We start from the raw sequence: 8,936 nt of genomic DNA on the forward strand, positions 1-8,936 counted from the left end.
TTCCTAAAGATATCATTTACCCTGAAAACGAAAAGCAGTTTTTTTAATTCCTAATGCCTTCAGGTTATCCATTGAGATCGGCAGCAGTCTGACATTCGGTTGCCATGCCGTTTTGATCGATCCAATGGGCTTTGAATTCGGTGTAGTTCTCGTTTATGAGCTCGTATAGTTTGATTCCTATATCTCCCGCTTCATTTGGCGTTCGGCATCCAGCCACGATTTGAACGGTGCCGTTTCCTAAGAAATCCCCCGTTACAATCCCATGACCTTCTTTAAGACTATCATCTAAGTACTCACGCTTTGGATGAATACTTTCTGATTTAATTGAGATCCTCCACAGGCAGAGAAGCAATCTGATTTTTGAAATCTTGATGAGATTGCTTCAGAGCGAGGTGGATAGGGATGAATTTGGTGTCATGATGCCCTTCGCAATGACGGGATTGGAAGTGCTCCATCTCGAGCTGTTCTTACAGACCACGGTTATAAACACAGATCATGGGGTGCAAATGGTATATACCCACTGCAACTTTGCCTAAGTCAGATCTGTTTAACAACCATGCATACGCTTGAGCCATACTTTAACTGGAGAAATCTTTACATCGCTGCAGAAGATCCTCAATCTCCGTTTTTTGAATATCAAAACAGTGAAGTTCATTTTACGGATTCCATCTACAATTTTCTGATTCACCCGCAGTGGGATAGCATGGAATCGGAGACGCTTTTTCTGAAAGTAATCTATGCAGACTATCAGCATGGTTTTGCTGTAATCGAATTGATGGGTGAGTGGAATGACCTGCTGAACAATGATATAATGACTTTGAAGAGAAATATCATTGAATTGATGATAGAAGAGGGCATCAACAAATACATTCTGATTTGTGAGAATGTGCTCAACTTCCACGGCGATCTGGAAGCTGATGATTACTACGACGAATGGCAAGATGAATTAGAAGACGGCTGGATTGTCATGCTAAACTTGCGTGATCATGTCTTGTCTGAAATGAGCAGGTTTGGTATAGACCGATACTTGGTCATGGGAGGTAAGCTAGATGATATGAGTTGGCGAACTCGTCACCCCAAGCAGCTTTTCGAAATAATTGATGCAGTTGTGATGCGAAGATTGGGTGGTTAGTTTTTTGTTCTTCACTTGGTCTGGGGGACACAGACCAAACCGAAACAAGTTACCAAAAACCAGAAAATCAATCTTCGTATTTTTCTAATTCTCAATCATTATCGACCGCAAGCGAACAAAATTGTTCGATAGATTTTTTATTAAAAGTGTTTTTCCTATCTGGTACACCCGTTCCGAGGGTTTTTGGATGGCATAAAAGTGGGATTGTATAGGACGTAATTGTGTGATCATTGCGTCATTGAAACAGTCGAAGGATTGACTTATGCTGTTTCTTAATATCACGATCAGATTGCTTCGATCGTTCAATGAAGCAAACCTTAAAATAGGAAGGTGGCGAACTACAAATAATAATGAATGTAGAACGTCGAATGATGAATGTAGAAGTTCAGAAATTAGTAAGAATCATATAAGTCTAGAAAAAAATGTGGAAAAACTACCTTAAAATCGGCTGGAGAGTTTTGAAGAAAAACAGACTCTACACAGTTCTCAATGTGCTGGGGCTGACGATGGGGATTTCCGGGTTTTTGATGATTATGATTTTTATACAGGATGAGGTGAATTACGATCGCTTCTATCCAGATTCCGAATCGGTTTTTAGGATTACTTCGCACTGGGGAGATTACAGCACGGCGAGTTATGCAACTGCGCCACCTTCACTCGGTCCGAGGATTCAAGCGGATATTCCTAAAGTGGAAGCTGTCACGCGGGTGCTGAAATGGAATGATTTCACGATTCAACCTGGTTCTGGGAATAATAAAGATCAGGTCTTCCGAGAGGAACATGTGTTCTATGCCGAGCCAAATTTCTTTGCCGTTTTTGATCTCAATTTGCTCGCGGGAAATAAGGATAAGGCTCTTGCAGATGCTCGTAATGTGGTTATCACGGAAAGCTTGGGGCATAAGTACTTTGGTGATGTCTCTCCTTATGAGATGATCGGCAAGACCATTTTCATGGGGAGCAATAACCCTGATCCTAAGCAGATCGCTGGAGTGGTAGAGGATATTCCAGCTCAATCGCATTTTCATTTTGATATGCTGGTCTATGAGCCTGGGATGAATGCAGAGATTTTTGACTCCGAAAACTGGTCTTGGTCTATTCTTCATACCTATGCGAAATTCCCTAAGGAAAAACAGCAGGTAGTCACTGAAAAGTTGGATCAGATGGTCGCGGCTTATGCTATCCCTACGATGGATGGCGAGGATGAGAATTCGGATTACAATCTGCAAGTCATGCCTGTGCAGGATATTCATCTGAACTCACACTTGCTTCGGGAGCATGAGGCAAACGGCTACCAGAGTTACATCTATATTTTTTCACTCGTTGCGGAATTCGTGCTGCTCTTGGCTTGTATCAATTTTATGAATTTGGCTACCGCCAAAGCTGGGCTTCGCTCCATGGAGGTAGGCGTGCGGAAAGTGATGGGATCGCAAAAATCCCAGTTAGTTTACCAGTTTCTTGTCGAGGCATTGATCCTTGTTTTGATTAGCGTGGTACTTTCTCTATTGGTAGTGTCGCTTTCCAATGGGCTTTTCAATCAGCTAACTGGTAAAAATCTACAGTTTGACCTCTTGCAAAACAGCATGATTTTGTGGATGTTTCCAGCATTGATCATTATTCTTACGCTACTTTCGGGATTCTACCCAGCTTTTTACCTTTCCTCCTTCAAGCCACTTCAGATCATTACAAGGCAATTATCTGTAGGGAAAAACAGCCATAGTTTCAGGAATGGATTGGTAGTCTTCCAGTTTGCTACTTCACTTACTTTGATCATCTGCACCTTGCTTGTTCAGCGGCAGATGAGCTTTATCCAAAATTCAGATCCGGGTTTCGAACGGGATCAGTTAGTGATAATCCATAATGACGGTGAAATTCAAAACTCTCAGCGTGAAGACTTCAAAGGTCATTTTGCATACAGCACCAATGTACAATCCCTGAGCTTTTCCACCGGAATTCCCATGTCTGGGCAATTTCAGATGCGCTCTTTTAAGCTTCCGACCAGTGAACTCGAACAAGGGATGAATTGGTATGAAGGCGACGCTTCCTATTTGGATACCTATCAATTTAAACTGCTGGAGGGGCGAAACTTTGGAGAGACATCAGGTGCAGATCAAAACAAAGTGGTCATGAATGAGACTGCAGCTAAGCAGCTCGGGATTTCGGGTGATGCAGTTGGGCAGTTGATCATCAAAAATGCCGGTGAAAATGACGAGGCTACACTGGAAGTGATAGGTTTGGTTGAAGATTTTAATTTTGAATCCTTTCGAAATGAGATCAAACCGCTGGTGATTGAATACATGAACGATTACTTCCTTCGGGATTACATTTCGGTGAAAATCCAAGGTGGAAATATCGAAGCAGGAGTGGATGAGCTGAATGTGGCTTGGAAGAAATTTGAACCTAGAGTTCCGATGAATTACAGCTTCTTGGATGAGGATTTCGGTAGAGTGTATGAGTCTGAGATGAAAATGGCAAACCTGCTTCAGGTCTTGACAGGGATTTCGATTTTGATTGCCTGTCTGGGTTTATTTGGTTTGACGGCTTACACTACGGAGTTAAGAAACAAGGAAATTGGAATCCGGAAGGTCTTCGGGGCTACCATGCCTGAGATATTTATGATGCTTTCAGCTTCCTATTTCAAATTGATTCTGATATCCATGCTGATCGCTGTGCCGCTCGCGACGGTGTTTATGCAGCGCTGGTTGGAGGATTTTGCATATAAGACAGGGATTGAAATTTGGGTGATTGTGATGGCAATTGTGGCTTGCTTCGGATTGGCCTTGGCTACGATTTTCTTTCAGACTTATAAGAGCATACGGGCGAATCCTGTGAAGGCCTTGAAGAGCGAATAAAGATAAGAGACGAGAGATAAAGAGACTAGAGATAGAGAGAATAGAGATAAAGAGACTAGAGATAAAGAGACGAGAGATAGAGAGAATAGAGATAGGAGATACGAATCAATCTCATGATGTGAACTTCACTCTCTCTCTCTCTCTCTCTCTCTCTTCCATAAGCTTCAGCTATCCAGCCTACAACCACAATCATGACCTTTGATCATATTCTTGGCTAGTGTTTTTCAGATTTCTTTACCTTCAGGGCTTGAATGAAATTTAGTGAGCCCTATGAGAAAGTACCTGCTAGTATTTGCAGTTTGTAGTTTGAGTTTTTGGAGTTGTGAGAACAAGCAGGAAGACCTCTTTGCTACCGAAAAACCTGATGAATCGAGATTCACGAAAATCCCTCTTGCGGGGAATTTCAATGAGCCTATGGAGATCGAGGTTTTGGACAATGGAGATGTTCTGATCATCGAGCGACATGGTCTGCTGAAACTTTATCAGGAAGAATCAGGAAAGACAATCGTTGTTGGAGAGGTGGATGTGTTTCCTGAGCGGGAAGATGGCCTGATGGGAATGGCTAAGGATCCGGATTTTTCGAAAAATAACTGGTTGTATCTCTATTACGCTCCAGCTTCTGAGCCTATCAAAAATAGGATTTCAAGATTTGATTTTGTTGACAATAAGCTAGACCTAGCCTCTGAAGTGAAAATCCTGGATGTGGATCTATTTCGTGGATGTTGTCATTCTGCTGGTGCATTGGAATTTGATGCTCAGGGAAATTTGTACTTGGGAATAGGTGATGATTCTACGCCTTTTGAATCGAGTAATTTCAATCCAATCGATGAGCGTCAGGATCAACCTAAAAATGTGGATGCGCAGAGAAGTTCGGGTAATACCAATGATTTGCGTGGATCGATTCTTCGTATCAAACCAAATCCAGAAGGTGGATATTCTATTCCTGAAGGAAATTTATTTCCAGTAGGCACGCCGAAAACCCGTCCTGAAATCTATGTAAAAGGAAATCGAAACCCATTTAGGTATTCAATAGACAGTCATAACGGCAATTTGTATTGGGGTGAAGTGGGGCCAGATGGTTCGGAGGATAAAGAAGGTCGTGGTCCAAGAGGCTACGATGAAATCAACGTGGCGACAGGACCTGGATACTATGGCTGGCCATATTTTGTAGGGAATAATAATGCCTATTGGAAATATGATTTTGCTACCGGAGAAAGCTTGTTTCAGTTTGATCCAAATGCTATAAAGAACACTTCTCCCAATAATACCGGGATGGAGGATCTGCCGGCAGCCAAACCTGCTTTGATCTACTACCCTTATGCTGAGTCGGAAGAGTTTCCTATGCTCGGTCAGGGCGGGAGAAACTCCATGGCGGGGCAGGTTTATTATAGAGAGGACTACGATGCTTCCGAAGTTAGATTTCCAGGCTATTACAATGAGAAGTTGTTTATCTACGACTGGATGCGAAACTGGATTTTTACGGTTAGTCTGACGGAGAATTTTGAGTACGATACAATGGAGCGCTTTATGCCGGAAACTCATTTTGAGAAGCCGATGGATATGCAGTTTGGGAAAGATGGTTCGCTGTATGTATTGGAATATGGCACATTTTGGCGTGCTAATAACGATGATTCTGGTTTGTATAGAATCGTTTTTTCCGAAGGAAATAGAAAACCTGAAGTGAAACTCTCAGCTGACAAAACAGTGGGTGCTGCACCCTTGACGGTGAATTTCTCTTCAGCAGGAACACAAGATCTAGATACAGATGATCAGGTTAGTTTTCTATGGGAATTTGGAGAAAATGGAGCGACTTCTACCGAAGAAAATCCATCGCATTCCTTTGACAAACCGGGTGTATATAAAGTGAAATTGACAGCCACTGACCTGCAAGGTGAGGCAGCAACGTCATTTTTGGAAGTAAAAGTGGGTAATGAAGCGCCGTCCGTTTCTATAGCATGGGAAGGAAATCGAAGTTTCTATTTCGGTAAGGAAGCGAACAACTATGCTGTGACTGCAAGCGATAAAGAAGATGGAGAGATCGATCCAGCTCAGGTCAATGTGACAATAGACTATCTGGAAGGTGGGTACGATCTGATAGAGATGGGACATCAGGAAGAGGTGCTGAGCATAGGGGAGACTTACATCAATGAAGCGGGTTGTAAGGCTTGTCATGGAATCAGCAATGAATCTGTGGGGCCTGATTATACTTCGGTTTCTGAAAAATACAAGAAGGACAAGAATGCGAAATCCTACCTGATCGATAAAGTCAGGAATGGTGGCTCGGGCGTTTGGGGTGAGCAAATCATGCCCGGACATACACACTTAGATGAGAAAAGAGTAGGGCAGATGGTTGATTTTGTGCTGAGCATCGCCAACCCAAATGCTGTATCAGGATTAGCAGCTTCAGGGAATTACCAGATTGAAAACACGGAAAACCCAGAAGGTTTTTATATGGTTCAAGCTTCTTATGAAGATAAAGGAGCCAATGGCATTTCTGCGATCAAGACCACGAGTCAGCTGAAATTGAGGAATACCACAGTTTCTGCCTACAGTGCAGATGGCATTGAGAATGTAGCGCGAGCAAATCCGGTAGATGAGTACTATGTGCAATTCACTGCATCGGAATCCTGGCTTTTATTTAGAGATATTGACCTCAATCAGATCAAGAATATCACGCTTTCTATCATGCCTGGAAATACTGTGGGTAAACTTCAGGTAAGAGCAGGATCTCCTGATGGTAAGTTGCTGGCAGAGTCAGGTATCCTAACGAAGGATTCCAGACCTAAATCAGGTCCACAAGAAGGATGGTTTAATGTTTCCATGACTATTCCGGCCACAGATTACTTTGGGGATATCTACTTCGTGTATGTGACGGATGAGTCTATTTCGATCTGGGGTACCTTCAATCTGAATACGCTGGAGTTTCAGAGATGAGAAGATTGAAAAATTGTAACCGGTTAGTTTGATTGATTATTTTTCAAACTAATCGGTTAAATTAGATCAAACTTTTTAGCATATGGCACTAGAGAAAAAACACTGTTTGAATTGTGGGAATGTGATTCAAGGCAGAATCGACAAGAAATTCTGCGATGATCAATGCCGCAATAGTTTTAACAATCAGCAAAATGCACTATCGACCAATTACATCCGAAGGGTCAATCACAGCCTGAAAAAGAACAGGAATATCCTGGAAGAAATCATTCCCCCGGGTGAGGAAATGGCGAAAACCACCCGAGAGCGTTTGCTTCGTGATGGGTTTCAGTTGAAGTATTTCACGCATCTCTACGAAACCAAAAAGGGTAATATCTATCATTATTGCTACGACTATGGGTATTTGGCGCTGGAAGGAGATTGGTTTTTGGTGGTGAAAGGCAAGGAAGTTTAGGGCTAAGCAATGATTTTGGCTACTTAGCTCGCAGTAAATTGGTACTTTTGCGGGTGTCAGAAAAACAAACAGAATCCACCGCCCAGTATCTTAAAAGCCTTTCGATTGATAGCCTCAACGAAATGCAGACCGAATTCATCTCCAGAGCAGCCAAAAATCCCCATCTCGTACTTTTATCACCAACGGGCTCAGGTAAAACTGTAGCCTTTCTGATTCCACTTTTAAATTCCCTCAAGGAAAATGTACGTGAAGTGCAGGCGCTGATTATTGTGCCTTCCAGAGAATTGGCTATACAGATAGAGCAGGTTTTCAAAGGCATGAAAACTCCCTTCAGAGTGAGTACAGTTTACGGAGGTCACTCTTCCAAATTGGAATCAAATAGTTTGGGTGAAGCACCAGCCGTGATCATCGGTACGCCAGGAAGATTGGCTGACCATATAGGTAGAGGTTCTTTTGACCCAAAAACTATCCACACGGTCGTATTGGATGAATTTGACAAGTCTCTTCAAATGGGATTTCATGAGCAGTTGAAAGTGATTTTTGGAGCGCTAGATGGTCAGCAAAGACACTTGCTTACCTCGGCGACTGTATTGAAAAGATTGCCTGATTTTCTACCATTTATAGATCATCGCACGGTTAATTTTCTGAAAGATGTGGTCGAGTCCAAGTTGGAACTTAAAGTGGTCCATAGTTCTAGTAAGGAAAAAGGAGAAATGCTGATGCGTTTGGTGGCAGGGTTTCAGGACGAATCCTGTATCGTTTTCTGTAATCACCGGGATGCTGTCGATCGACTGAGCATTTTACTCAATGACTATAATTATTTCCACTCTGTGCTTCATGGAGGTTTGGAGCAAATAGATCGGGAGAAAAACCTGATCAGATTCCGAAGCAAGGTCACCAATTTGTTGATCGCTACAGATCTAGCTTCACGCGGTTTGGATATTCCAGAGATCAAGCATATTGTTCATTACCAATTGCCTCCAAAGGAAGATGCTTTTATTCATAGAAATGGTAGGACAGCCAGGATGCATGCCGAAGGGCAGTCTTATATGATTTTGGCAAACGATGAGTCAAGACCAGATTATGTGGAAGAATTTATCGAGGAAATTAAGGTAGGCGAAAAGCTAGTTCCACCAGTTCCTCAGGAATGGACTTGCCTCTATGTGAGTGCAGGCAAAAAAGATAAAGTGAGTAAGGGAGATATTGTAGGGATGCTGACCAAAAAAGGCGAATTAACAAGCGCAGAAATCGGATTGATTACTATCATGGATTTTGCTTCCTATGTAGCCGTGAAAAGTAATCTGGTGCAAAAGCTGATGCCAAAATTGAAGAACGAGCGGGTGAAAAAAGTGAAAGTAAAGATCGAGGAAGCGAATTAGGTTTTAGTGATCGGTCCCGATAGCGATCGGGGTCAGTCTAATTGATCAGAGTTCAGTCTCAGTCGTCAGATTTAGTACTCATATGATTTCCTGTAAACACTTTGCGAAAATGGTTGAAGTTCAACTGACGCGACTCCCCCTTTTCAAAGGGGGCAAGGGGGATTTGTATCACTTGACTTGTCCTGAATTGA

6 protein-coding genes are annotated in these 8,936 nt (G+C 42.5%); 5 read left to right on the top strand and 1 reads right to left on the bottom strand.

Features of this window, described 5'->3' with window-relative positions; all coding sequences use genetic code 11:
* Positions 1 to 64 precede the first annotated feature (64 nt).
* The gene (locus BVH02_RS17040; RefSeq protein WP_191278353.1) at positions 65 to 352 is read right to left on the bottom strand and encodes a hypothetical protein; all 288 of its coding nucleotides are present in this window, start codon (positions 350 to 352) and stop codon (positions 65 to 67) included.
* Between the two features lie 204 nt (positions 353 to 556).
* On the opposite strand from BVH02_RS17040, the gene BVH02_RS17045 reads away from it, so the two are divergent.
* The 5 genes from BVH02_RS17045 to BVH02_RS17065 all read left to right on the top strand — a co-directional run bounded on the left by BVH02_RS17045 (position 557) and on the right by BVH02_RS17065 (position 8,745).
* Complete coding sequence (locus tag BVH02_RS17045) at positions 557 to 1,132, top strand: hypothetical protein (protein WP_086502674.1); 576 nt, start codon at positions 557 to 559, stop codon at positions 1,130 to 1,132.
* Between the two features lie 422 nt (positions 1,133 to 1,554).
* Complete coding sequence (locus BVH02_RS17050) at positions 1,555 to 3,981, top strand: ABC transporter permease (RefSeq protein ID WP_086502675.1); 2,427 nt, start codon at positions 1,555 to 1,557, stop codon at positions 3,979 to 3,981.
* A 270-nt stretch (positions 3,982 to 4,251) separates the two neighbouring features.
* Entirely contained in the window at positions 4,252 to 6,915 is a 2,664-nt protein-coding gene (locus BVH02_RS17055) for a PQQ-dependent sugar dehydrogenase (RefSeq protein WP_086502676.1), read from the top strand.
* Between the two features lie 82 nt (positions 6,916 to 6,997).
* Positions 6,998 to 7,366 (top strand): DUF2116 family Zn-ribbon domain-containing protein, encoded by a 369-nt coding sequence (locus BVH02_RS17060; RefSeq protein WP_086502677.1) that lies wholly within the window; start codon positions 6,998 to 7,000, stop codon positions 7,364 to 7,366.
* Positions 7,367 to 7,488: 122 nt separating this feature from the next.
* Positions 7,489 to 8,745 carry a DEAD/DEAH box helicase gene (locus tag BVH02_RS17065; protein ID WP_394363994.1) on the top strand — a complete coding sequence of 419 codons (1,257 nt, stop codon included), beginning with the start codon at positions 7,489 to 7,491 and terminating at the stop codon, positions 8,743 to 8,745.
* Positions 8,746 to 8,936 lie beyond the last annotated feature (191 nt).

Source organism: Algoriphagus ratkowskyi (assembly GCF_002150505.1).
In the GTDB taxonomy this organism is placed as follows: Bacteria; Bacteroidota; Bacteroidia; order Cytophagales; family Cyclobacteriaceae; genus Algoriphagus; species Algoriphagus ratkowskyi.